Annotated in this window: 24 protein-coding genes and 1 pseudogene; 12 read left to right on the forward strand and 13 right to left on the reverse strand. The window is 71.2% G+C overall.

Going from position 1 to position 21,113, the window contains the following annotated elements; all coding sequences use genetic code 11:
- Nucleotides 1-33: 33 nt before the first annotated feature.
- Both QF037_RS05915 and QF037_RS05920 read right to left on the reverse strand, forming a co-directional pair.
- Nucleotides 34-1,029 carry a zinc-dependent alcohol dehydrogenase family protein gene (locus QF037_RS05915; protein ID WP_307022526.1) on the reverse strand — a complete coding sequence of 332 codons (996 nt, stop codon included), beginning with the start codon at nucleotides 1,027-1,029 and terminating at the stop codon, nucleotides 34-36.
- A gap of 70 nt (nucleotides 1,030-1,099) precedes the next feature.
- The gene (locus QF037_RS05920; RefSeq protein ID WP_307022528.1) at nucleotides 1,100-1,735 is read right to left on the reverse strand and encodes a GNAT family N-acetyltransferase; all 636 of its coding nucleotides are present in this window, start codon (nucleotides 1,733-1,735) and stop codon (nucleotides 1,100-1,102) included.
- Between the two features lie 71 nt (nucleotides 1,736-1,806).
- Here QF037_RS05920 and QF037_RS05925 point away from each other — a divergent pair, with 71 nt between their 5' ends.
- On the forward strand, nucleotides 1,807-2,772 hold the full coding sequence (locus QF037_RS05925; protein WP_307022531.1) for a DUF1152 domain-containing protein: 966 nt from the start codon (nucleotides 1,807-1,809) through the stop codon (nucleotides 2,770-2,772).
- Between the two features lie 94 nt (nucleotides 2,773-2,866).
- Nucleotides 2,867-3,361 (forward strand): lamin tail domain-containing protein, encoded by a 495-nt coding sequence (locus QF037_RS05930; RefSeq protein ID WP_307022533.1) that lies wholly within the window; start codon nucleotides 2,867-2,869, stop codon nucleotides 3,359-3,361.
- Here QF037_RS05930 and QF037_RS05935 read toward each other — a convergent pair.
- The 5 genes and pseudogenes from QF037_RS05935 to QF037_RS05955 all read right to left on the reverse strand — a co-directional run bounded on the left by QF037_RS05935 (nucleotide 3,345) and on the right by QF037_RS05955 (nucleotide 7,912).
- The gene (locus QF037_RS05935) at nucleotides 3,345-4,349 is read right to left on the reverse strand and encodes a hypothetical protein (protein ID WP_307022535.1); all 1,005 of its coding nucleotides are present in this window, start codon (nucleotides 4,347-4,349) and stop codon (nucleotides 3,345-3,347) included. The genes QF037_RS05930 and QF037_RS05935 overlap by 17 nt on opposite strands.
- Nucleotides 4,346-4,708, reverse strand: a complete 363-nt coding sequence (locus tag QF037_RS05940) for a PadR family transcriptional regulator (protein WP_307037009.1) — start codon at nucleotides 4,706-4,708, stop codon at nucleotides 4,346-4,348. Before QF037_RS05940 ends, QF037_RS05935 begins: the two co-directional genes overlap by 4 nt.
- Nucleotides 4,709-4,819: 111 nt before the next feature.
- Nucleotides 4,820-5,083, reverse strand: a pseudogene (locus QF037_RS05945) (dienelactone hydrolase family protein); the annotation flags it as partial.
- A gap of 505 nt (nucleotides 5,084-5,588) precedes the next feature.
- Complete coding sequence (locus QF037_RS05950) at nucleotides 5,589-6,266, reverse strand: response regulator (protein ID WP_307022537.1); 678 nt, start codon at nucleotides 6,264-6,266, stop codon at nucleotides 5,589-5,591.
- A complete protein-coding gene (locus QF037_RS05955) occupies nucleotides 6,263-7,912 on the reverse strand; it encodes a sensor histidine kinase (RefSeq protein ID WP_307022539.1) in 1,650 nt (549 codons plus the stop codon). Before QF037_RS05955 ends, QF037_RS05950 begins: the two co-directional genes overlap by 4 nt.
- Before the next feature lie 97 nt (nucleotides 7,913-8,009).
- On the opposite strand from QF037_RS05955, the gene QF037_RS05960 reads away from it, so the two are divergent.
- The 5 genes from QF037_RS05960 to QF037_RS05980 all read left to right on the forward strand — a co-directional run bounded on the left by QF037_RS05960 (nucleotide 8,010) and on the right by QF037_RS05980 (nucleotide 12,772).
- Complete coding sequence (locus QF037_RS05960; protein WP_307022541.1) at nucleotides 8,010-9,014, forward strand: Bug family tripartite tricarboxylate transporter substrate binding protein; 1,005 nt, start codon at nucleotides 8,010-8,012, stop codon at nucleotides 9,012-9,014.
- Nucleotides 9,011-9,547, forward strand: a complete 537-nt coding sequence (locus QF037_RS05965; protein ID WP_307022543.1) for a tripartite tricarboxylate transporter TctB family protein — start codon at nucleotides 9,011-9,013, stop codon at nucleotides 9,545-9,547. The genes QF037_RS05960 and QF037_RS05965 overlap by 4 nt, the downstream gene beginning before the upstream one ends.
- Entirely contained in the window at nucleotides 9,548-11,047 is a 1,500-nt protein-coding gene (locus QF037_RS05970; RefSeq protein ID WP_307022545.1) for a tripartite tricarboxylate transporter permease, read from the forward strand.
- A gap of 14 nt (nucleotides 11,048-11,061) precedes the next feature.
- Nucleotides 11,062-11,457 (forward strand): universal stress protein, encoded by a 396-nt coding sequence (locus QF037_RS05975; RefSeq protein WP_307022548.1) that lies wholly within the window; start codon nucleotides 11,062-11,064, stop codon nucleotides 11,455-11,457.
- Nucleotides 11,458-11,710: 253 nt separating this feature from the next.
- Nucleotides 11,711-12,772 carry a hypothetical protein gene (locus QF037_RS05980; protein WP_307022550.1) on the forward strand — a complete coding sequence of 354 codons (1,062 nt, stop codon included), beginning with the start codon at nucleotides 11,711-11,713 and terminating at the stop codon, nucleotides 12,770-12,772.
- 65 nt (nucleotides 12,773-12,837) lie between these two features.
- Here the strand turns inward: QF037_RS05980 and QF037_RS05985 are convergent, their stop codons facing one another.
- Entirely contained in the window at nucleotides 12,838-13,635 is a 798-nt protein-coding gene (locus QF037_RS05985) for a hypothetical protein (RefSeq protein WP_307022552.1), read from the reverse strand.
- 321 nt (nucleotides 13,636-13,956) lie between these two features.
- Here QF037_RS05985 and QF037_RS05990 point away from each other — a divergent pair, with 321 nt between their 5' ends.
- From QF037_RS05990 to tgmB, 3 genes are all read left to right on the forward strand, one after another.
- Nucleotides 13,957-14,232, forward strand: a complete 276-nt coding sequence (locus QF037_RS05990) for a YkvA family protein (protein WP_307022554.1) — start codon at nucleotides 13,957-13,959, stop codon at nucleotides 14,230-14,232.
- A gap of 178 nt (nucleotides 14,233-14,410) precedes the next feature.
- Nucleotides 14,411-14,602: a putative ATP-grasp-modified RiPP gene (gene tgmA, locus QF037_RS05995; RefSeq protein WP_046258248.1), complete on the forward strand. Its 192-nt coding sequence runs from the start codon at nucleotides 14,411-14,413 to the stop codon at nucleotides 14,600-14,602.
- Nucleotides 14,603-14,618: 16 nt separating this feature from the next.
- A complete protein-coding gene (gene tgmB / locus QF037_RS06000) occupies nucleotides 14,619-15,593 on the forward strand; it encodes an ATP-grasp ribosomal peptide maturase (RefSeq protein ID WP_307022557.1) in 975 nt (324 codons plus the stop codon).
- A 3-nt stretch (nucleotides 15,594-15,596) separates the two neighbouring features.
- Here the strand turns inward: tgmB and QF037_RS06005 are convergent, their stop codons facing one another.
- Nucleotides 15,597-15,815, reverse strand: coding sequence for a hypothetical protein (locus tag QF037_RS06005; protein ID WP_307022559.1), 219 nt, complete (start codon nucleotides 15,813-15,815; stop codon nucleotides 15,597-15,599).
- A gap of 102 nt (nucleotides 15,816-15,917) precedes the next feature.
- Nucleotides 15,918-16,373: a DUF2269 family protein gene (locus QF037_RS06010; RefSeq protein ID WP_307022561.1), complete on the reverse strand. Its 456-nt coding sequence runs from the start codon at nucleotides 16,371-16,373 to the stop codon at nucleotides 15,918-15,920.
- Nucleotides 16,374-16,551: 178 nt separating this feature from the next.
- Between QF037_RS06010 and QF037_RS06015 the strand changes: the two genes are divergently transcribed.
- Nucleotides 16,552-17,523: a GlxA family transcriptional regulator gene (locus QF037_RS06015; protein ID WP_307022563.1), complete on the forward strand. Its 972-nt coding sequence runs from the start codon at nucleotides 16,552-16,554 to the stop codon at nucleotides 17,521-17,523.
- Between the two features lie 27 nt (nucleotides 17,524-17,550).
- On the opposite strand, the gene QF037_RS06020 is transcribed toward QF037_RS06015, so the two are convergent.
- Nucleotides 17,551-17,805 (reverse strand): DUF5133 domain-containing protein, encoded by a 255-nt coding sequence (locus QF037_RS06020; protein ID WP_307022565.1) that lies wholly within the window; start codon nucleotides 17,803-17,805, stop codon nucleotides 17,551-17,553.
- 249 nt (nucleotides 17,806-18,054) lie between these two features.
- Between QF037_RS06020 and QF037_RS06025 the strand changes: the two genes are divergently transcribed.
- On the forward strand, nucleotides 18,055-18,387 hold the full coding sequence (locus tag QF037_RS06025; protein WP_307022567.1) for a hypothetical protein: 333 nt from the start codon (nucleotides 18,055-18,057) through the stop codon (nucleotides 18,385-18,387).
- Between the two features lie 14 nt (nucleotides 18,388-18,401).
- On the opposite strand, the gene QF037_RS06030 is transcribed toward QF037_RS06025, so the two are convergent.
- Together QF037_RS06030 and QF037_RS06035 are read right to left on the reverse strand one after the other, a co-directional pair.
- A complete protein-coding gene (locus QF037_RS06030; protein ID WP_307022569.1) occupies nucleotides 18,402-20,174 on the reverse strand; it encodes an ABC transporter ATP-binding protein in 1,773 nt (590 codons plus the stop codon).
- Nucleotides 20,175-20,246: 72 nt separating this feature from the next.
- Nucleotides 20,247-21,104 carry an aldo/keto reductase gene (locus QF037_RS06035; RefSeq protein ID WP_307022571.1) on the reverse strand — a complete coding sequence of 286 codons (858 nt, stop codon included), beginning with the start codon at nucleotides 21,102-21,104 and terminating at the stop codon, nucleotides 20,247-20,249.
- Nucleotides 21,105-21,113: the final 9 nt, after the last annotated feature.

Here is a 21,113-nt window from a genome sequence, read left to right on the forward strand (position 1 = left end):
GCCGGGGGGCGCCCCCCGGCCCCGTCACGCGTCTCAGTGCTCCACGGTGACGACGATCTTCCCGACCTGCGAGCCCGCCTCCATGTACCGGTGCGCCTCGGCGATCTCGTCCAGGGCGAAGACGCGGTCCACGACGGGTGCGAAGACACCTGTGCTCAGACCGGCGGTGACGAACGCCTCGGCGCGGCGCAGCCGTTCGGGGTCCCGTGTCGTCTCGGGGAGGGTGTAGGTGCGCATGTTCAGCGCGGGCATGCCGAGGTCGAACCCGGGATACGGCGTAGGCTCTCCGCTCAGTGCGCCGTACAGGAACAGTGTGCCGCCGGGGGCGACCACCCGGGCCAGGTCCACCACGCCCGGACCGGCGACGGCGTCGAAGACGAACTCGGCGCCGCGCCCCGCCGTCAGCTCCAGCACCCGGCCGACGACGTCGTCCTCCGCGGTCACGATCACCTCGGCCGCACCCGCCTTCAGCAGCGCCTCCCTCTTGGCCCGGGTGCGGGTGGTGGCGACGGGGACCGCGCCGACGCTGCGGGCGACCTGGATGGCGGCCAGGCCCACGCTGCTGGACGCGGCCGTCAGGACGACGGTGTCCCCGGCCCGCGCCCCGCCGACCTCGACCAGCGCGCCGTAGGCCGTCATGTACGGCATCCACACCGCGGCCCCGGCGATGGCGTCGAGCCCGTCGGGGCGGCGCAGTACCGCCCTGGCGGGGACGACGGCGCGCTCGGCGTAGACCCCGAAGTCGTTCATGGAGAACGCCGGCACCACACTGACCTGTTGGCCGATCGCGAACCCCGTCACGTCCGCGCCGACCGCCTCGACGATGCCCGCGGCCTCGATGCCGAGCCGGGCGGGGAGCCGGGCAGGTTCGATGTACTGGCCGCTGCGGAACAGCACTTCGGCCCGGTTGAGACCGATGGCGTCCACGCGGATCAGCAGCTCGCCGGCGCCGGGTTCGCCGACCGGCACATCCTCCAGCCGCAGCACCTCGGGCCCGCCGAGTTCATGGAACCGCACGGTTCTGGTCATGACGCATTCCCCCTGAAGCCTGAAGTTCGATGATTATCGTAGTTCGACAGTCACCGTACTTCAATGGCCCCTAGAGACGGTCGAGTTCTCCCGTCGTACGTCCCAGGCAGGCGACCGGGCCGCCCAGGTTGGGGACGTCGATCTCATGGAAGCCGAGGCGGTCGTAGAAGGCGCGGGCCGGGACGTTGGCCGTCGCCATCACCAGATGCACGGCCGGCACCCCGCGGTCCCGCAGGGCCCGCAGGAAGGTCCGCATCAGCTCTCGGCCGTGACCGCGGCCCTGCCACTCGGGGAGCAGGTCGATGTGCAGGTGGGCGGGGTAGGCGGCGAGTTCGGGGACGACCATGCGCTCGGGGTGGTGCAGCAGCGGGATCATCGCCTCGTCGGGGGTGGCGGGCGGGCCGCCGCGTTCCGGGTAGCGGTCGGCGACCAGAGGGAGCCACTTCTCGCGGAAGTCGTCGGCGAAGCGGGCCGTGTCGGCGGTGCCGAGGATGTAGCCGACCGCCCGCCCTTGCCCGTCGTCCAGCACGAACACGAGGTCCGGTTCCAGTTCGGCGTAGGGAGTCGCGAAGATCACCGGAAGGATTCCGGGGTCCGCGTACACGGGGCGGCTGTCCAGGCCGTTGTGCGCGGTGCGAATGCAGATGCCCTCGAGGGCGGCTCGGTCCTCGGGACGGTACGAGCGGATCACGGCTGACGAAGTCATCGCAGCATCCTGCATAGTTGGGAGCGCTCCCACAACCCCATGGACGGAAGATCACCTGTTAGCGTCCTGCGGTGTTCTCCCTCCATGAGCCTGCCCTCTTCACGCGTCTTCGTGCCGCGCGACGGGTACTCGTCGCCGGTGCGGGCGGCGGTTTCGACATCTATGCCGGTCTTCCGCTGGCCCTCGCGCTGAGGGCGGCCGGAAAGGAAGTACATCTGGCCAACCTGTCGTTCTCGGACCTGTACGGCCTCGACACGGACGTGTGGCTGGACGTGGACGTCGCCGCCGTGCGCCCCGACACCGCCGCCCGCGGCGACTACTTCCCCGAGCGCTCCCTCGCCCAGTGGCTGGACCGCCAGGGCCTGCCCGCGACGGTGTACGCCTTCCCGCGCACCGGCGTAAAGCCGCTCCGGGCCGCCTACCGCACGCTCCTCGACCACCTCGGCCCGGTGGACGCGATCGTGCTGGTGGACGGCGGGACCGACATCCTGCTGCGGGGCGACGAGCACGGGCTCGGCACCCCGGAGGAGGACATGGCGAGCCTGGCCGCGGTGGCGGGGCTGGAGGACATACCCGAACGATTCGTGGCGTGCCTCGGGTTCGGGGTGGACGCCTACCACGGCGTCAACCACTCCCTGGTCCTGGAGAACCTGGCCGCGCTGGACCGCGAGGGTGGCTATCTGGGCGCGTTCTCCCTGCCGCGCGAAAGCCGCGAAGGCGCCCTCTACCTCGACGCGGTGGCCCATGCCCAGGAGTGCACCCCGGAGCATCCGAGCATCGTCAACGGCTCCGTCGCCGCGGCCGTGCGCGGCGACTTCGGAGACGTCCGCTTCACCGACCGGACCCGCAACAGCGAGCTGTTCATCAATCCGCTCATGGCCCTGTACTTCTGCGTCGACGCCCCGGCTCTCGCCCGCCGCAACCTCTACCTGGACCGGCTCGAGGACACCGCGCTGATGCGCCAGATCAGTTCCGTCATCGCGGAGTTCCGTGACGAACTGCCACGGCAGCGGCCGCCACGCGCGTACCCGCACTGAAGGTCACGTTTCGGGGAATCCGCCGTGATCGCACGGCAAGGCTGTATACGCTCCAGGTTCTTCTTCACTGAACCTTTACAAGGGGGGCCTTGTCATGCGTATACGCCTTGCCGCCACGACCGCCGCCGCCGCGGGCACACTGATCGCGCTCACTGCCGTACCGGCCCAGGCCACCGAGTACACGTCCGCGCTGAAGATCCGCGGTGTCCAGTACGACGCGCCCGGCAGCGACTCCAACAACTGCTCCACGGGGAACACCAAGGACGAGTATCTGACCGTCAAGAACTACTCGTCGAGCAGGACCGTGAACCTGAAGGGCTACGTCGTCGAGGACGCGGTCGGCAACTTCTTCGAGTTCACCGCGAACCACTACCTCCAGCCCGGTGACTACGTGAAGCTCCGCGGCGGCAACGGCTCCGACTCCGACGCCAAGAACGTCGTGTACCGCGACAACTGCAACTTCATATGGAACAACGACAAGGACACGATCTACCTGTACAAGCCCTCCGGCAGCCGGGCCGACGTGCACTCCTACACCAAGAGCGGCTCCGACCCGGACCGGAACGGCTACATCAAGTTCCACAGCTGAGGTCGCGCCTGGCCAGCACCCCCAGCACCACGACCAGCAGAGCGAGGGCGGCCGCCTGGGCGACCGCCCCGACGAGGAACACGGCGGGCAGGGGGAAGCCGAGCCACGGGAACAGTGCCGCCACCCGCACCGCGAGGATCAGCAGGCCCAGTACGGCCAGGGCCAGGGCACTGCTCCCGGCGCCCGGTTCCGCGCGGCGGGCACCCAGCAGCAGCCAGCCCAGGACGGCGAGCACGAAGCAGGTCGCGGGCGCCCAGGCGATGTCGGCCATGGCGGGCAGGACGGCGACAGAGGCGCCCGTGACGACGCAGCAGGCCAGGAAGGCGAGGCCGGGGGCATCGCCGGGCAGCGTGGCCTGCGGCGCGTCGCGGTGGTACGCGGCGCACACGGCGAGGGCCGGCAGCCAGGCGAACAGCGCGTTGGCGGTGGCGAACCACGGGTCGGACGCCGACCAGTCGCTCACCAGCGGCGCGATCAGCGGCCACAGCGAGGGCAGCGCGGCCAGCAGAACGGCGGCCCGGGCGAGGCGCCGGCGGTCGTGGACGAGGGCGAAGAACCCGACCGTCCACAGCAACGGCAGCACCCAGCCGGCGATGGTGACGACGGTCTCCGTCGGGCCGCCACCGGTGAAGCCCGTCAGGAACATGTCCCATTCACGCGCGCCGCGGGAGGCCGACCAGGTCACCCGCAGGATCTCGTCGGAGACGACGGCGGCGGCCTGGAGCAGTACGGCGTACAGCGCGAAACGCCGGACGGCGGCGCCGAGCAGGGCGTAGCGCCGGGGCGCGCCGACGGTGGCCAGCCTGCTGCGCACGGCGAGGGCGGCGATGCTGGCCACCTCCCCGAGCGTGGGCCTGCTCTGGTCCTGGGTGTCGCGGTCGACGTCCCACAGATAGACCTCGACCATCTCCTCCTCCCGGTCCCTGCGGTAGTAGGCGGGGAGCAGCCGCAGCACGGTGCGGTAGCGCGCTTCGAGCAGGGTCGTCATGCGAGGCCTCCCGCGAGTCCCGGTCCGGTGACGGGCGGGGTGCCGGTGGCCTTGCGGCCGTCGGCGATCCGCTGCTTGGCGGCGCTGGCGCCCGCGGCCATCCGCTCCGCCTCGGCGTCGAGGGCTCGCATGCCCTCGTCGGTGAGGCGGTAGTAGCGCCGGAGGCGGCCGTCGTGGACCTCCTCGCGGTCCAGCACGATCAGAGCGTCCGCGGTCAGCCGGTCCAGCACGCCGTACAGCGTGCCGACCCGCATCTGCACCGCTCCGGCGGAGAGTTCCTCGACCTCGCGCAGGATGCCGTAACCGTGCCGCGGTTCGTCCGCCAGGGCGGTGAGGACGAAGAACGCCGCCTGTGTCATGTTCCTCGATGCCATGGAACAGAATATATCGGCTCCCGATATATTCTGCGACACGCGGACGCCCGCGGCGGTGAAGGTCTTGTCGAGGCGGGCTGTCTGGTCGGCCGGGTTGGTGGAGTCCTGGTCGGCGTGGCCGAAGTAGAGCTCGGCGGTGATGCGGTCGGCGGGGAGGTGAGGGCTGTCCGGGGCGTCGGTGGCGAGGAGCGCGCCGTGGAAGCCGGCCGCCGCGGCGACCCGGTCGGGGTGGGTGCCGGCGGTGCGCAGGGCGAGCCCCGCGCCCATGCAGTCGCCGCTGGACACCGACCTTGCCGTCGGTGGCCAGCGGTGACCGGGCGAGCCAGTCGAGATAGAAGGTCGGGTCCCGCATGGCCCCATCCGGGGTGAGGCTGAGGGCGGCGGGGCGGAGGCTCGCCATGATCTCCGACCCCCGGCACGGCCCGGCACCACCACCGGCCAGCCTCGACCCGGCGCCACCACCAGCCGTCACCCGACCGCCGTCACCGACCCCCGGCACCAGACCAGCGTCACTGACTCGCCGTGACCACCGGCCGTCACCCACACGTCGTCACCACAAGGCCCTCCCACCAGCCGTCACCCGACCGCCGTCACCAGCCGTCCCCCACCCCCGGCACCGCCCGCCATCGCCGACCCGCCGTGACCACCGACCGTCACCCACACGTCGTCACCACAAGGCCCTCCCACCAGCCGTCACCCGACCGCCGTCACCAGCCGTCCCCCACCCCCGGCACCGCCCGCCATCGCCGACCCGCCGTGACCACTGGCCGTCACCCGACCGCCGTCACCACCAGCCGTCACCCGACCAGCGTCGCCCAGGCGCCGCCCGCCGTCACCAACCACCGCCGCCCGCCCGCCCGTTCACTCACCCGCCGTGCCAGTGATACCGGCGTTCGGGGCGGCCCGCGTGGCCATAGCGCAGGGACACCGCCGCCCGGCCTGTGACGGTGAGGTGTTCGAGGTAGCGGCGGGCGCTGACCCGGGAGATGCCGACCCGTTCCGCGCACTCCGCGGCGGACAGGGTTCCGTCGACCGCGCGCAGCGCGCGTTCGACCAGCTCCGAGGTCTCCACGCTCATGCCCTTCGGCAGCGTGGGCGCCACCGTCGGCGCGGCTACCCGGCCCAGCGCCCGGTCCACGTCGGCCTGTCCGCTCACCGTCCCGGCGCACAGGTCGCCGCGCCGGGCGCTGTAGCGTTCCAGCCGGTCCTTGAGCTCCTCGGCGTCGAACGGTTTCAGCAGATAGTCCACGACGCCCTGGCGTACGGCACGGCGCACCGCCTCCGCCTCGCGGGCGGCGCTGATCACCATCACGTCGCAGTCGTGACCGGCGGTCCGCAGCCGGGGGACGACGTCCAAGCCGAAGATGTCGGGCAGATAGAGGTCGAGCAGCACCAGGTCGGGCTCCAGCTCGGCGACGGCGGTGAGAGCCTGTTCCCCGCAGTTCGCCGTGCCGACGACCCGGAAGCCCTCGACGCTGTCGACGAATCCACGGTGGATGCGCGCCACCATGAAGTCGTCCTCGACCACGAGTACGTCGATCACCGGATCTCCTCCGTCTCCCGCTCGGCCGGCCGGCCCACGGACATCCGAGCCGTGAACACCGCGCCCGTCTCCGTGTTGGTCACCGACACCTCGCCGCCCCTGCGCGTACAGACCAGCCGGGTGAGGGCCAGGCCGATGCCCCGGACACCGCCCTGCGCGGCCTTCGTGGTGAAGCCGTGGGAAAAGACCTCCTGGGCGAGCTCGGGAGCCACACCCGGGCCCGAGTCACGGACCACGATCTCCACGCAGGAGGCGTCCTGGCTCAGCTCGACCTCCACCCAGGCGCCGTCGGCACGTTCCGAGGCCGCCGCCGCGTCGAGGGCATTGTCGACGAGGTTGCCGAGCACGGTGGCCACGTCCGCGGAGTCCATCGGCTCCAACCGGTCCAGGGCCGTGCGTTCGGAGATCCGCAGCTGTACCCGGCGCTCCGCCGCCAGCGCGGACTTGGCCATCAGCAGCGCGGCGACGGCCCGGTCCCGGACCCGGCTGGTGAGGGTCAGATCGAGCGACTCGCGGTGCTTGCGCAGGGCGCGGACATACCGTACGACCTCGTCGTGCTCGCCGATCTGGATCAGCCCGGAGATGGTGTGCAGCTGGTTGGAGAACTCGTGCGCCTGGGCGCGCAGCAGCTCGGTGCTGCTGCGGAAGGACCCCAACTCCCGCTCCATCCGAGCCAGTTCGGTGCGGTCACGGAGCGTCGTCACGGAGCCGAGGCGTCGGCCGTCCTTGGTGACCTCCATACGGTTCATCACCAGCACCCGGCCCCGCCGCACGACCACCTCGTCGCGCTGCCCGGCGCCGCGGTCACCACCGGTCCCGGCCAGGACGTCGTAGAGCCTGCCCTCGATCCCCAGATCGGCCAGGCTCATCCCGACGCAGTTCTCGGGCAGGTCCAGCAGAGCGCGGCCGACCTCGTTGACCAGCGTGAGCCGCAGCCGCGGGTCGAGGGCGACCACTCCTTCGGCGAGCCCGAACAGCATGGCCTCACGATGCTCGGCGAGACCGGCGATCTCGCGGGGTTCCAGGCCGAGGGTCTGCCGTTTGATGCGGCGGGCCAGCAGCCAGGACCCGGCCACACCGAGCACGCTCGCGGTGCCGAGGTAGGCGAGCAGATAGGAGGACGCCCCGCTCAGGCGCTGCCAGACCGACGGTGAGGCCCGTCCGATCATGACCGTGCCGATGTGCTCGCCGACATGGTCGACGTGCTCGGCGAGCACCGGCGCCTGGGCGACCAGTTCTCGGCCCCCGGCCACCGCGAGCTCTCCCGACCAGCCGCGGGCCCGCGCGACGTTCGCTCCTTCGACCGGGAGCCGGGTGCCGACCAGGGTGGGGTTGGTGGCGGCCACGATCTCGCCGTCCGCGTCGGCGACGGTGACCGAGGTGACGTTCGACCGGGTCCGCGTGGTCTGCAGCAGCGGCGCCAGCACTTCACCGGGCGCGGGCAGCACGAGCTGGGTGCGCAGCAGGGGGTTGCCGGCCATCTCCTCGGCGAGTGCGGTCACCCGGCGGCCCTCGACCCGGTCGAACGTGGCCTCGGACTGCGCCAGCGAGACGGCGGCCACCGCGACCAGCACGACCACCACGATGGCGAGCTGAAGCACCAGCAGCTCACCGGCGAGCGTGGGGCGGCGCGATCTCACGACCACTATGAACTCAACCTTCAATGGTCACACAAGGCAGACGGGGTGTTCGAGAATCCGCACAATCATGGCGCCGGACCAGCCCGAGCGAAAGAGATGAGCCATGAGAACTCGCAGAGCCGCACTTCTCGGCGCTCTTGCCACTGTGTCGATGATCGCCGTGAGCGCCTGCGGTGCGACCGCGGAGAAGGAGGACTCGGGGAGCGGCGGGTCCAAGCCCGCCACCGGTCTGCGCCTGATGGTGCCCAACACCCCGGGCAGCGGGTACGACGTGACCGCCCGGACCGTCGCCCAGGTGATGCAGGACTCCGAGGTGGCCTCCGGGGTCCAGGTGTACAACCTGCCCGGCGCGGGCGGCACCGTGGGGCTCCAGCGCCTGGTCAACGAGAAGGGCAACGGCAAGCTGGCCATGCAGATGGGCCTGGGTGTCGTGGGTGCCGCGTACACCTCGAAGTCGAAGGCGACGCTCACCGACACGACACCGCTCGCCAAGCTGATCGAGGAGGCCGGCGCGATCGTCGTGTCGAAGGACTCCCCGTACAAGACGATCGACGACCTCGTGACGGCCTGGAAGAAGAACCCCAAGAAGGTGGCCGTGGGCGGCGGTTCGTCGCCGGGCGGTCCTGACCATCTGCTGCCGATGCAGCTCGCGAAGGCGGTCGGCATCGAGCCGAAGGACGTCAACTACGTCTCGTACGACGGCGGCGGCGAGCTCCTGCCCGCGATCCTCGGCAACAAGATCGCCTTCGGTGCCAGCGGGTTCGGCGAGTTCCTCGACCAGATCGAGGCCGGGCAGGTGCGGGTCCTGGCGGTCACCAGCGAGGAGCCGATCGCGGCTGTCGAGGACGCGCCCACCCTCAAGGGTTCCGGGATCGACCTGGTCTTCACCAACTGGCGCGGCTTCGTGGCCCCTCCGGGGATCACCGACGCACAGAAGACGTCCTGGATCGACGCCCTGACCACGATGCACGAGTCGAAGGAGTGGAAGGCCGAGCTGACCAAGCGCGGCTGGACCGACGCCTTCGTCACCGGTGACGAGTTCGGCACCTATCTGAAGGACCAGGACAAGTCCGTCGCCGGTCTGCTGGCAGAGCTCGGGCTGGCATGAGCTCCCAGGTGACGGACGAACACACCGTGGCGGACGCCCGTCCGCCACGGGACGGGGACCGCGCCCAGTACGGAGTGTGCGCGTTCCTCGTCCTGCTGGGCGCCGCGGTGATCGTGGACGGGCTGGGGATCCCGCACATCACCAGCGGCACCGACCCGGTCGGACCGCGCGCGGTGCCGGTGATCCTCGGCGTGCTGCTCCTGGTGGCCGCGGCGGTGTACGCGGTCGACGTGGCCCGCGGCGGTCGCGGTGAGCCGGAGGCCGGGGAGGACGTCGACCTGTCCCGGGGCAGCGACTGGCGCACGGTGCTGCTGCTGATCACCGCGTTCGTGGTGAACGCGGTGCTGATCGAGCGGCTCGGCTGGGTGATCAGCGGCGCGCTGCTGTTCTGGGGGACGGCGTTCGCGCTCGGCAACCGGCACTACGTACGCGATCTGCTGATCGCGGTGACGCTGTCCCTCACCACGTTCTACGCCTTCGCGATCGGGCTCGGTGTGAACCTCCCGGCCGGTGTGCTGCAAGGGATCCTGTAGATGGACAACCTCGACAACCTCATGCAGGGCTTCGCGGACGTCGTCGCCCCGATGAACCTGCTGCTGGCGCTCATCGGTGTCGTCATCGGCACCGCGGTGGGCGTGCTGCCGGGGATCGGCCCGGCGATGACGGTGGCCCTGCTGCTGCCGGTCACCTATGGCATGGAGCCGGTGCAGGCGTTCATCATGTTCGCCGGCATCTTCTACGGCGGGATGTACGGCGGGTCGACCACCTCGATCCTGCTCAACACCCCCGGCGAGTCGTCCTCGGTGGTGACGGCCATCGAGGGCAACAGGATGGCCAAGGCGGGGCGGGCCGCACAGGCGCTCGCGACCGCCGCGATCGGTTCCTTCGTGGCGGGCACCATCGGGACCCTGCTGCTGGTTCTGGTCACCCCGTTCGTGGTCGACTTCGCGGTCAGTCTGGGCGCGCCGGACTACTTCGCCCTGATGCTGCTGTCATTCATCGCGGTCACCTCCGTGCTGGGCGCCTCCCGGATCCGGGGGCTGATCTCGCTGCTGCTGGGTCTGACGATCGGCCTGGTCGGCATCGACGCGGTCTCCGGACAGCAGCGGCTCACCCTGGGCATCCCCCAACTCGCGGACGGCATCGACGTGGTCGTCGTCGCGGTCGGCATCTTCGCCGTCGGCGAGGCGATGTGGGTGGCCGCGCATCTGCGGCGCAAGCCCGCCGAGATCATCCCGGTCGGCACACCGTGGATGGGGAAGCAGGACTTCAAGCGGTCCTGGAAGCCCTGGCTGCGGGGCACGGCGCTCGGCTTCCCGTTCGGCGCGCTGCCGGCCGGCGGCGCGGAGATCCCGACCTTCCTGTCGTACGCGACGGAAAAGCGGCTGACCAAACACCCCGAGGAGTTCGGCAAGGGGGCCATCGAGGGGGTGGCCGGTCCGGAGGCCGCGAACAACGCCTCCGCCGCCGGCACCCTGGTCCCCATGCTGGCCATCGGCCTGCCGACGAACGCCACCGCCGCCGTCATGCTGGCCGCCTTCCAGTCGTACGGCATCCAGCCCGGCCCTCTCCTCTTCGAGCGTGAGGCGAGCCTGGTGTGGGTGCTGATCGCCAGCCTCTTCGTCGGCAACCTGCTGCTGCTCGTGCTCAACCTGCCGCTGGCGCCCGCCTGGGCGAAGCTGCTGCAGATTCCGCGCCCCTATCTGTACGCCGGGATCCTGTTCTTCGCGTCGATGGGCGCCTACGCCGTCAACGCCCAGCCCCTGGACCTGTTCCTGCTGTTGCTCCTCGGGCTCCTCGGCTTCGGGATGCGACGGTTCGGACTGCCGGTGCTGCCCCTCATCGTCGGCGTCATCCTCGGCCCGCGGGCCGAACTGCAGGGGCGGCGCTCCCTGCAACTGTCCGGCGGCGAACTGTCGGGACTGGTGGGCGGGCCGGTCTCCTACGCCGTGTACACGACGATCGTCCTGGTGCTCGCCTGGCCGCTGGTCCGGCGATTCGTCGTGCGTCCCCTGCGTGAGCGAAGTGCCTGAGAGGAAGAGCAGACATGACCGTACTGGTCGGATACGTACCCTCACCCGAGGGTGAGGCCGCGCTAGGGGCAGGGATCGACGAGGCCCGGCTGCGCGGCGAGAAGCTGATGGTGGTGAACACCTCGCGCGGTGACGCCTATGTGGACCCGCGGTTCGCGCAGGAGCCGGAGCTGGCCCATGTCCGGGAGGATCTCGCCGCGCTCGGCGTCGAGTTCGACATCCGTCAGGTGCTGGGCGGGGGCGACGCCGCCGAGGAGATCATCGAGCTGGCGGAGCAGGCGGACGTGTCCCTGGTGGTGATCGGGCTGCGGCGGCGCAGCGCGGTCGGCAAGCTGATCACGGGCTCGGCCGCACAGCAGATCCTGCTCGGCACCGACTGCCCGGTCCTCGCCGTGAAGGCCGCGGTGTAGCCGTCGCGCACGTCGGTGGGAACAGGGTCCGCCCCAATGCGGATGGTGGGCGGACCCTGTTCGTCCCAGACATTGTGGTGCGCGGCTCGCGTCGCGGACATGGGTGAACCGTGGTCACGCGAAGTGGATCGCGCACACCCCGGGTGCGCGGTTCGCACCGGGGCGGTGGCGGGATACCGACCCCGCCCGACCGCCGCGGACCGGCGGTGACGATACTGGTGGTCGCACGGAACCCCGCCCCACAGATGGACTCATGCAGACCTCCCCCGCAGCCCTTCCCCCCACCGTGTGGCCGGCCCGCGGCCGCCACGTCGGATCCGCCGCCGCGGACGTGCTCCGCGTCAACCTCCGGCAGCTCAAGGACGGCGCGGTCGTCGACGACTTCCTGGAGCTCAAGGAGGAGCAGGTCTTCGAGGCCCGCTGGCGGGTCGACGGCGAGGTGACCGTACGGGCCCGGCTGACGCTCGGGTCCGACGGGGAGTGGGTCCTGGTCGCGGAGGCGGAACAGCCGTGGAAGGTGGCGTGGGCCTCCCCGGTCGGCATGTTCTGGCCGCTGGAGCCGGACGCGGGCTGGGACCACGACACCGTCGCCGGACTGCGCTTCCGGGACGTCAACCGGCTGCCCGAGGACGACAAGGAGTTGCGGCGACTGCTGCGGGACTGCGTGCGCGACTCCTGGGCGCTGCACATCGTCGTCCACGAGGCCATGACCCCCGACGAGGGCGGTCGCCGGCCGCTGACCGGGCATCTGCCGCCGAGTCTGCGTCACCGCGTGGTGGAGCACCGGGCCGCGCCGCATCAGCTGCGGGCCGTCAACTGGGCGCTGAAGGAGTTCGACGTCCAGGTCCCGCGCGGCGGAGCCGTCGTACTGTCCCCGCTGCCGCTCGACCGCGACACCGGCGCCGACGACTTCTCCGTCCGCAGTGTCTTCCTGGACGGCACCCCGCCCACGGAACTCATCGACGCCGTGACCCGCTTCGCCGGGCTGCCGAGGCCGCTGCCGGAGGGGGCCGAGGAGGCTCTCACCGCGCTGCGCGAGCAGTGGCGGCTGACGACCGCCGAGGAGGAGCTGGTCCGCCAGCGCGAGCTGGTCGCCATGTACGCCGAGGCGCTCGAGGCGATGACGAACTCCCGCGACCTGTACCGGGAGGCCGCCGAGCGCGCCAACGAGGCGCTGGCCGCCTACCGCGAGGCGGGCGCCGAGGCGCCGAGACCACCCGCCGAACAGCCTGGCTCGCCGTTGCAGCAGCTGACCCGGACCCTGGAACGCTTCAAGCCCCGTCGGCCCCCGCGGGACGAGAACGGCGCCGGATAGCCGCCGCGGGCGCCGCGGTCACGACGGCATCCTGGTCACCGTCGGCCGCAGCGCCCGCCGCGTGATCAGTCCGCCAGCAGACGGTCCGCCGCGCTCCGCCCCGGTGTGTGCGAGGCCAGCCGGACGACCAGGGCGGCCAGTGCCGCGAGTGCCGCGCAGACGGCGGCGAGGCCGGCGATCCAGGCCGGTGCGAGCGTGAGGTCGAGGGCCGCGGACAGCCGGCCCGAGTCGAAGCGGCTCGCGTACAGCTGGGCCGCGGCCAGTACCGGCACCGCCGGACGCACGGCCACCAGCAGACCGAGCAGCAGGCACAGCCCGGCCAGGCCGAGGACGAGGCCGTAGCGGCGCAGGGACACCCCGTCCTGGTGCACCGGGACACGGGCCGCGGCGCAGAGGAGAAGGGCCACCGCGGTGAGGCGGGCGGGCCAGACGGGAGGTCGGGCGGGCCGGCGGCGCACGAGGCCGGGGCAGGCCGCCGGGTCCCGGTGCCGGCCGGCGTCGTCCACGGGCGCCACCGCTTCCTCGACGGACCGGCCGGTGGCGGCCGCCCTGACCGCCTCCTGCCCGCGGTGCGGCTCGAGCGGTGCCTGTTGCAGCAGGGCCATCAGCCGGGTCACGTCCTCGACCGGGCGGGTCTCGGCCGCGGCACGGATCGCCTCGTCCGCGCTCGCCACGTCCCGCGGCGGCCGGGTGAGCAGGACGCACAGCCGGGTGACGTCGTCCGCGGACCGGTTCACACCGACCGCGCGGAGCGCGTCGACGGTAGCCCGTGCGTACAGGGGAGAGTGTTCGAGCAGCGTGATGAGCTGGGCCACTTCTTCCAGCGGCCGGTCGGCCACGGCGGCACGCACCAGGCCGTCCACCGGACCGCCGTAGGCCGAACCGCTTCCCCCGACGGCAACGAGGCAGTGGTCATGCGCGGCTCTCCAAGCGAGGGGATACGGCCGCTGTTGCTTTCCCGACGCGCGACACGCGACCTTACGGTGACCATTACCGGGCGTCCGCGCCAAGGGCGCCCCTCGGGTGCGCCACAGGTATGACTCGCGCTTCGACGCCCTCACCCCGCCACTCCCACTGGTGTTCGAGTGCACCGGTTTGGCCCTCGCAGGCAATACCGGCGCCCCGAGCGGGAATCCGATAATTCGCGCGCGCTTCGCGGGGCGCCCCGGAACGAGGAGGGCCCGTTGGACATCACCACCCGATGGATCGCTGTCGCCGTGCTCCTCGCGGCGGCCGTCCTCGCCGTCGCCGTCGCGGTGTTCGTACGACTGGTCCGGGCCCGGCGGGGTCTGCGGCAGGCCGGACTGCCGACCGGCCCGCGGTGGGTCTTCTGGGGAGCTCTCGCGTACTTCTTCCTGCCGGCCGACCTGGTGCCCGACCCCGTGTACCTCGACGACATCGGTGTCCTGCTGCTCGCGTTGCGCACGATGCGCAGGCACTCGGGCAGTGAACCTGCCTGACTTCACCCACGTCTCCCCCATTGTCCGGACCACGAACCGCCAACAACTACGCAGCGTAAGGAAACCAATCACCCGTTCGATTCGTATAAGTCTCAGGAAGCCGACGGGAGTCGGCGGCCCGGGCGACGGCGCAAGGTGACCATCGCTGGATCGGCGCAGGACCCACGAGGGAGAGACGATGCAACCGTTCGCGCTCAACTACGCACGTCCGGCAGCGGAGTCGGAGGTCACCGCTCCGTACGCGTACGACACCGGACTGCAGTTGAACGTGCTCTCGGACGGGCGGATCGCCGCCCACGACCACGCGCTGCTGAGAGAGTTCGGGACCACGACCTCAACGGCGGGGTCGAAGACGCACTTCGACGACTGAACACGGGCCGACACTGATGACCGTGTTGATCCTGACCTGTGAAGCGGACGTCACCGCCGACATGGTGGTCGTCCACCTCCATACGACAGGCGTTCCGGTGGTCCGTCTCGACCCCGCCGACCTGACCGAGGGGGTGGCGCTGTCGGGCGAGTACATGCACGGCTCCTTCCGGGGCCATCTGTCGGCGGGGGGCCGGCTGGTGAGCATCAACGGGCTGCGGTCCGTCTGGGTGCGCCGGCCGGGCACCGCGGCCGCCCGGGCCGCGGAGCCGTCCGGGTGGCTGACCGAGGAGTCGTCACAGGCGCTGTACGGGATGCTGCGCAGTTCGGGGGCGCGCTGGATGAACCACCCCGACGCCTCCCGCCGGGCCCGGCACAAGCCCTGGCAGCTGCGGCACGCGCAGCGCTGCGGGCTGCCCGTGCCGGCCACGCTGATCACGACCTTTCCGCAGGCCGCCCGCGAGTTCTCCGCGCGCTATCCGGACCTGGTGGTCAAACCGGTCTCCGGGGCGCATCCGCAGGACCCGCCGAGGGCGGTGCCGACCAGCCGGGTCACGCCGGACACGGACTTCTCCGCCGTCGCGTTCGGCCCCACGCTGCTGCAGCGGCGGGTCGCCAAGCGGGCGGACATACGGCTCACGGTGGTGGGCGAGACGATGCTGGCCGCGCGCAAGACGACCGCGGAGGACGACGAGGTGGACGTCCGTTTCGCCTCCGCCGCCTCTCCGTGGCGTCCCACCGACGTGCCGCCACGGGTCGCCGAAGCGGTGCGCGCGTACATGCGCGACGCCGAACTGGCTTACGGCGCCTTCGATTTCGCCGAGGACGCCGACGGGACGTGGTGGTTCCTGGAGTGCAATCAGTCGGGGCAGTTCGGCTTTGTCGAGGTGGAGACCGGTCAGCCGATCGCCCGCTCGATCGCCGAGTGGCTGGCCCGGCCCGTGCCGGACGGTGCGGGGCTCGTCAACGGCAGGGACACCGTGGTCCCCTGAGCCTCACCTCTGCCCGGGTCCGGGCAGGGCCGCCCGCTGCCACTGCGGCGCGGGCGGAGCGGAGGAGGGCAGTTCTCCGTAGTGGGAGCGGTCCATGGAGCGGAGAGGCTGCATGACGAACTCCAGTTCCCTGCTGACTCGCTCGGCCTCCCTGCGAACCTGAGTGGGAACGTCGCCGCGCTCCGCGATGAGCCGGTCATAGATGGGGGAATCCTGGAACACCCGTCAACGTGCCTTTCGTGTGACGGCCCATATGTATGGGCGCAGCTGCCGAGTCTAGGCGCCCCTGCACCCTGCGGGGTGAATTCCACCGTTCGACTTGACTCAGGCTCCCGTCGTGGAACCGGGGCGGACGATCATCAGAACGGTGACCGTGGCCCACAGCAGGTTGAAGATGCCGGTGAACATGGCGAGTTGGACCGTGTGGGCGCGCTCGACCGGCTGCCGGGCGCCCAGCTCTTCGAGAAGCTCCTCCTGACGGGGCAGCACGAAGGCGACCAGGACGCCGGCGGCCACGGCGGTCAGAGTGATGGAGGTGACGAGCCAGGCGTCCCCCAGGACACCCATCGCGAGGGCGGTGGCGAGGCCGAACACGGGCACGGCCAGACCGAAGCGGGCGTAGACGCGGCAGATGCGGTGCAGCAGGGCGACGGTGTCCGCCGCCGTCCCGGAGGGATCCGCGCGGCGCACGGCGGGCGGGAACATGCTGGCCGCGACGGTCACGGGCCCAATGGCGACGATGGCGGCCAGGACATGGAGGGACAGCAGGAACTTCGTCATGGGTGGCGTCCAGGGTGATTCGGAAGTGTGCGGCCGCCCACGCTAGGGATCTCCGTACCGGACCGCCCAGAGGCTGAAACGACAGCTTCCGACGGATTCCCGCCAACCGCTCCGACCTGGTTCTCTTGCTTCGACCCCGCATAGTGGGGCTGGCGGGAATCCGCCTATCGTGTCGTTCATGCACACGGTGGCGATCCTGGCTCTCGACCAGGTGGTGCCGTTCGACATGGCGGCGCCCATGCAGGTCTTCGACTGGACGCGGCTGCCCGACGGCCGCCCTCCCTACCGGATCCGGCTGTGCGCCGCGTCACCGGAGGTACGGGCCGACGGCGGCTTCTCACTGCGCGTCGAGCACGGGCTGGAGACGCTGGCGGACGCGGACACGATCGTCGTGCCGGGCTGCTCCCCGGCGGCCGGACCCACGCCCGCGCCCGTTCTGGAGGCGCTGCGCCAGGCGGCCGCGGCGGGCACCCGGATCGCCTCGGTGTGTGTGGGTGCCTTCGTGCTGGCCGAGGCCGGGCTGCTGGACGGGCTGCGCGCCACCACGCACTGGGTTGCCGCGCAGGAGCTGGCGCGCCGCTTTCCGGACGTACGGGTGGAGCCGGACGTCCTCTATGTCGACAACGGGCAGATCCTCACCTCGGCCGGTGCCGCCGCGGGCCTCGACATGTGTCTGCACATGATCCGCCGCGACTTCGGCTCGGCGGTCGCGGCGCACTCCGCCCGGATGTCCGTCATGCCTCTCGAAAGGGAGGGCGGACAGGCCCAGTTCATCGTCCATGACCATCCGCCCGTGCCGCGCGGCTCGACCCTCGAACCGGTCCTGGAGTGGATCGAGGACAATCTGGCCCGCGAGATCACCCTGGGCGCGCTGGCGTCCCGTTCGGGGATGAGCGAGCGGACCTTCAGCCGCCGCTTCCGCGAGCAGACGGGCACCACACCGCTGCAGTGGCTGCTGCGGGCGCGGGTGCGGCGCGCCCAGTACCTGCTGGAGAACAGCGACCACACGATCGAACGGATCGCGCAGCAGGCGGGGTTCGGTTCACCGACCGCGTTCCGCGAGCGGTTCCGCCGGGTGGTCGGCACCAGCCCGCAGGGCTATCGCTCGGCTTTCCACGGGAAGCCGGGTTCCCCGGCAGCGCGCGTCTGAGCCTGCGGACCTGGTGCCGACGAGGTCTCACACGGCCAACAGGCCGCCGCGTCCCGCCGGTTCCCCCGTCGTGGACGCCGTCCGGCCTACGCCGAGGAGGAGGGCGTCCGCCTTCGCGACCGCCTCGCGGATGCCGGTGGTGCCCATCATGACGCAGAGTGTGTAGCTGACATCCTCCAACTCCCTTGTCGTCGCGGGGTTGCCCCGCTCCGCGTCGGCGATCCGCAGCGATGCGTACCGCGTCAGCAGTTCTCTGACGACCTTCGGATCCGGAACGAGCACGGAGAGCCCCTTTCTCGATTTTCCGCTGCGTATGCCCGGGCAGGGGGAGGCCAACCTCATCTCCCGCTCTCCGACTCGCGATTGACGGGATCCTGTCGCCGAGCACCCGACTGACGCTCGAATCCCGCCGGTGCGAAACCCACAGGAGTGACGTTTCGGCGGGTACGGCGCCGACCCGCTTCCCCCGGGGCCGCCGGCAGTTGAACAGGGGGCAGCCCCTCAGCACGGACGCACGAACGGTGTACACCCATGAACTGCCCCCAGCGCCTGCTCCGCGCGCTCTACGTCAGCACGAGCTCCGGACTCGCCCTGACCACGGTCCACGAGTTCCGTCACGGCCCCTGGTGGGCCGCGGGTCTCTTCGCCGCCGCGAGCCTCGTCCCCCTGGTAGCCGTCGTCCGCGAGGCCGACCCGCGTACGCCGGTGGCCGAACGGCGACTGCGGAGCCTCGGGCCCGGTACGGACGACGACGTCGTGCGCACCGAGCTCGACGCCGCGTGCTGTGAACGCTGGTGGACGAGCTGCGGGACCGAGCACGACGCGGCCTGCCCGCACCGCGTCCCACGGAGCAGCGCCGTCTGACGGGTGCGGTGCCCTCAGGCGGCCTGCCCGCTGTGCAGCGCCCTGTACGCCCCTCCCCGGCGCAGGAGTTCGTCGTGCGTGCCGATCTCCTGGATTCGGCCGTCGCCCATGACCACGATCCGGTCGGCGCCCCGCACGGTGGACAGCCGGTGCGCCACCACGAATGTGGTCCGTCCGCGCAGCAGCCGGGCGAGCGCCTGCTGCACCAGCGCCTCGGAGCGGGTGTCGAGGGCGGAGGTCGCCTCGTCGAGCACCAGCACCCTGGGGTTCCTGATCAGGGCGCGGGCGATGGCGAGGCGCTGGCGCTGCCCACCGGACAGCCGGGCGCCCCGCTCGCCGACGAGGGTGTCCAGGCCCTGCGGCAACTGCTCCACGAACTCCAGCGCGTTGGCGTCCCGCAGCGCCGCGCGCACCGCCTGCTCGTCGGCCTCGTCCTCCATGCCGTAGGCGACGTTCTCGCGGATCGTGCCGTCGAAGAGGATCGACTCCTGCGGCACGACCGAGACGAACCGCCGGTAGGTGCGCAGGTCGAGGCTGTTCATGTCGGTGCCGTCGAGCAGCAGCCGGCCCGAGGTCGGGCGGATGAAACCGATGACGAGGTTGAGGACGGTGGACTTGCCCGCCCCGGACGCGCCGACGAGGGCGATGGTCTCCCCCGGCCGCACGGAGAGGGTGAAGTCGTGCACGGCGGGCCGCTCGCCGTCCCCGTAGACGTGGCCGACCTGCTCGAAGGCCACGGCCCCGCGCACCTCGGAGACCTCCGACCTGCCCTCGTTGTCCTCCAGTTCGGGCGCCTGGAGGACCTCGCCGACCGAGCGGACGGACTCCAGGCCCTTGGTGATGACCGGGGCGAGACCCGCCAGCGTGGTCGTGGAGTTGGTGAGCGTGGTCAGGAAGGCGCTGAGCATGACGACGTCGCCGGCGGTGACACCCCAGACGTCGTAGTACGACACCAGCGCCGCACCGGCGAGGACCAGCACGCCGACCACGTTGAGCACCACCCAGGCCAGCGAGCCGAAGCGGCCGTTGACGAGGTCGAGGCGCATCCCGGAGGTGAGCAGCCGGTGCAGGGTGCCGTCCATGCGGCGCAGCGCCTTGCCCTCCAGGCCGTGGGCGCGGGTGACCGGGATGAGCCGGGTCATCTCGGTCACCCGGGAGGACAGGGTCTCGACCTCGTGCCGGAAGTGCTCGTTGTGGGTGCGCAGCCGGGCGCGGAGGCGGGCCACGACGAGGGCGGCGGCGGGCACGACGACGAGGAAGACCGGCAGGAACTCCGGTGTGCGGATGCCGATGATGACGAGGCCGCCGATGAGCACGGTGCCCGCCCCGAGCCCGGTCTCCGCGGTCTGCTGCACCATCTGCTCCACGGTCTCCACGTCCCGCACCACCTTGGCCTGGAGCACACCGGCGCTGACGCGGGAGTGGTAGCCGATGGACAGCTGCTGCATCCGGATGCAGAGCGCGGAGCGCAGGGAGGTGCCCATGCGGCGCACACTGCCGTACAGGAGACGGACGTAGAGGATGTGCAGGGGGTAGTTGACGAGCAGGATCAGCAGGATGATCCCGGTGCTGAGCCAGAGTTCGGTGATCGCCCGGTGCTCGACGACGGTGTCGATGATGGACGCGGTGATCAGCGGCAGCAGCCAGACGGGGCTGTGCTTGACCGTGAAGATGCCGACCGCTGCGGCCAGGCGCTTGCGGTCGGCACGGAACAGATAGGCGAGGGTACGGACGGGGTGCTCGCCCCGGTAGCGGTGGTCGAGCGGTCTCTCCAACGGCGAGGCCATTGGTGGCGGTTCCTTCCGGGCGGTCGGATCATGGGGCTTTCAGCAAGCGCTTTCTCCCCGGGGTGTGCCGGATTACACCGCATCCAGCACGGCGATCTCGTCCGCCGTCAGGACCAGGTCGGCCGCGGCGACCGAGTCGCGGATCGTCTCCGGGCGGCTGGCGCCCGGGATCGGTACGACGACCGGCGACTTGGCGAGCATCCAGGCCAGGCACACACGCTGCGGGCTCACCCCGTGCTCCTCGGCGATCCGGGCGAACGGCGCGTAGGCGGAGCCCAGTTCACCGGCCCGGGAGATGCCGCCGAGGGGGCTCCAGGGCAGGAACGCGATGCCGAGCTCGTCGCACAGGCGCAGCTCGGGCTCGCTGGAGCGGAAGGCCGGGGAGAACTGGTTCTGCACGGAGACGAGTCGTCCGCCGAGGATGTCCTGGGCCTGCCGGATCTGCTCCGGGTTCGCGTTGGAGATGCCCGCCAGGCGGATCTTGCCCTCGTCCAGCAGGTCCCGCACGGCGCCTACCGAGTCCTCGTACGGCACGCGCGGGTCGGGGCGGTGGAACTGGTAGAGCGCGATGGCCTCCACACCGAGCCGGCGCAGGGACGCCTCACAGGCCTCCTTGAGGTACCGCGGGCTGCCGTCCAGGGTCCAGCTCCCGTCACCGGGACGCAGATGGCCGCCCTTGGTGGCGACCAGAACATCGGCGCCCCGGTCGTGGGAGGCGAGGGCCTTGGCGATCAGGGACTCGTTGTGGCCGACCTCGTCGGCGTCGCGGTGATAGGCGTCCGCGGTGTCGATCAGCGTCACGCCCGCGTCGAGGGCGGCGTGCAGCGTGGCGAGCGAACGGGCCTCGTCCGGCCGTCCCTCGATCGACATGGGCATCCCGCCCAGACCGATCGCACTGACCTCGACATCACCGATGCGTCGCGTGTGCATGGGCTCGTG

The organism is Streptomyces canus, assembly GCF_030815415.1.
Classification (GTDB): Bacteria; Actinomycetota; Actinomycetes; order Streptomycetales; family Streptomycetaceae; genus Streptomyces; species Streptomyces canus_F.

Excerpts from the sequence above, each read along its gene's own strand:
- QF037_RS05915 (WP_307022526.1), bottom strand. The coding sequence starts at position 1,029 with ATGACCAGAACCGTGCGGTTCCATGAACTCGGCGGGCCCGAGGTGCTG.
- QF037_RS05920 (WP_307022528.1), bottom strand. The coding sequence starts at position 1,735 with ATGACTTCGTCAGCCGTGATCCGCTCGTACCGTCCCGAGGACCGAGCC.
- QF037_RS05930 (WP_307022533.1), top strand. The coding sequence starts at position 2,867 with ATGCGTATACGCCTTGCCGCCACGACCGCCGCCGCCGCGGGCACACTG.
- QF037_RS05935 (WP_307022535.1), bottom strand. The coding sequence starts at position 4,349 with ATGACGACCCTGCTCGAAGCGCGCTACCGCACCGTGCTGCGGCTGCTC.
- QF037_RS05940 (WP_307037009.1), bottom strand. The coding sequence starts at position 4,708 with ATGACACAGGCGGCGTTCTTCGTCCTCACCGCCCTGGCGGACGAACCG.
- QF037_RS05960 (WP_307022541.1), top strand. The coding sequence starts at position 8,010 with ATGAGAACTCGCAGAGCCGCACTTCTCGGCGCTCTTGCCACTGTGTCG.
- QF037_RS05965 (WP_307022543.1), top strand. The coding sequence starts at position 9,011 with ATGAGCTCCCAGGTGACGGACGAACACACCGTGGCGGACGCCCGTCCG.
- QF037_RS05970 (WP_307022545.1), top strand. The coding sequence starts at position 9,548 with ATGGACAACCTCGACAACCTCATGCAGGGCTTCGCGGACGTCGTCGCC.
- QF037_RS05975 (WP_307022548.1), top strand. The coding sequence starts at position 11,062 with ATGACCGTACTGGTCGGATACGTACCCTCACCCGAGGGTGAGGCCGCG.
- QF037_RS05980 (WP_307022550.1), top strand. The coding sequence starts at position 11,711 with ATGCAGACCTCCCCCGCAGCCCTTCCCCCCACCGTGTGGCCGGCCCGC.
- tgmA (WP_046258248.1), top strand. The coding sequence starts at position 14,411 with ATGCAACCGTTCGCGCTCAACTACGCACGTCCGGCAGCGGAGTCGGAG.
- tgmB (WP_307022557.1), top strand. The coding sequence starts at position 14,619 with ATGACCGTGTTGATCCTGACCTGTGAAGCGGACGTCACCGCCGACATG.
- QF037_RS06010 (WP_307022561.1), bottom strand. The coding sequence starts at position 16,373 with ATGACGAAGTTCCTGCTGTCCCTCCATGTCCTGGCCGCCATCGTCGCC.
- QF037_RS06015 (WP_307022563.1), top strand. The coding sequence starts at position 16,552 with ATGCACACGGTGGCGATCCTGGCTCTCGACCAGGTGGTGCCGTTCGAC.
- QF037_RS06025 (WP_307022567.1), top strand. The coding sequence starts at position 18,055 with ATGAACTGCCCCCAGCGCCTGCTCCGCGCGCTCTACGTCAGCACGAGC.
- QF037_RS06030 (WP_307022569.1), bottom strand. The coding sequence starts at position 20,174 with ATGGCCTCGCCGTTGGAGAGACCGCTCGACCACCGCTACCGGGGCGAG.
- QF037_RS06035 (WP_307022571.1), bottom strand. The coding sequence starts at position 21,104 with ATGCACACGCGACGCATCGGTGATGTCGAGGTCAGTGCGATCGGTCTG.